The following is a 1,152-nucleotide window of genomic DNA, read 5'->3' as shown; positions in this document are numbered from 1 at the left end:
CACATTACACGACAAAAATTCAGGTAGCTTGAATAAGCTCGTCGCTTTTTAGCCACCTGAAGAATTCATCTATCAGAGCTTCATGCTTTTGTGGTGCAGTTACCATCGTGGTCAAGCGCCCCAAACCGTAATTGTAGTGGCTTTTGCGGCGATAGTAAGCCGTTTGTTTTTCATACGCTCTAAGGTGTAGCCCCCAACCATAACTCAAAAGAAAGCTCACCGAAACCAATCCCATCATCCGCTCCACCTTTTTCTTGTCCGTCAAGTGGGTGTCTTCGAGGTTGAAGCCTCGCTTCTTGAGATGACTGAATAACTGCTCTATGCCCCAGCGCCTACGGTATGTTTCCAGCGCTTCCTTACCTTTGAAGCGGTTGCTTACCACATAAATGCGCTTACCCTTTTCAACTTTACCTCCGAAGTATAGGGGCATACCCCAAACTTCCAACTTATCTTCGGGCTTACGTTTATACTCATGCGCAGCTCGACCTCCCACAATCGTATTCTTGCGAATGCGAAGAACAAAACCAATGCCGTGGTCATCCAGCCATTTCAACCATTCATCACCACAGAACTCGCGATCCATCAACAAGACGCGAATTTCCTGAGCTGGCAGAATTTGCAAAACCCGGTTGATCAACCATTTACGATGCTTGGTATTCGAGTTGCCGTTCTTTGTGGACTGCGGAAGAACCTTCCACACCAAAGGGATACAAACCGATCCCACGTTGATTCCAATTGTTAGAACATTAATGTGCTTTTTGCCGAACTTCCAATTTGTGCGGTCCATACTCAGGGTATAACCCTCGGGTGGTTTCGGTATTTTGCTCCTGATCAGACGCGATAAATCTTCGAGAGGCATTTCAAAATCTGAAAAGAACCTCTGAAACCGTCGGTATTTGCTGGATTCCGTAGCCTCTGAGCCGTCATCAATCTTATCGCTGGCGGCGATACGAGCTAAATTGACGTTTCGGGTATGTAGGATTCCTTGAACGAGAGAAGTCATGCAGTCGAGACGAGCTTTATTCCAGCTAAGACCATCAGCAAGCGTACTTTGGATGTTTTTGAAAAAGGTCACCCCTATTTTGCGGCACCTCTTTCTGTGTCAATACCTTATATTAAAAAACTAACATTATTTTTTGTCGTGTGCTGTGA

At 45.7% G+C, this 1,152-nt stretch carries 1 protein-coding gene; it reads right to left on the bottom strand.

What is annotated here, in order from left to right; all coding sequences use genetic code 11:
- Nucleotides 1–19 precede the first annotated feature (19 nt).
- Nucleotides 20–1,003, bottom strand: a complete 984-nt coding sequence (locus HW115_RS19475; protein ID WP_178935330.1) for an IS4 family transposase — start codon at nt 1,001–1,003, stop codon at nt 20–22.
- Nucleotides 1,004–1,152 lie beyond the last annotated feature (149 nt).

The organism is Oceaniferula marina (genome assembly GCF_013391475.1).
GTDB classification, from domain to species: domain Bacteria; phylum Verrucomicrobiota; class Verrucomicrobiia; order Verrucomicrobiales; family Akkermansiaceae; genus Oceaniferula; species Oceaniferula marina.
Note: the sequence above shows the minus strand (reverse complement) of the source record. Positions and strands in the feature narration are given on the sequence as shown.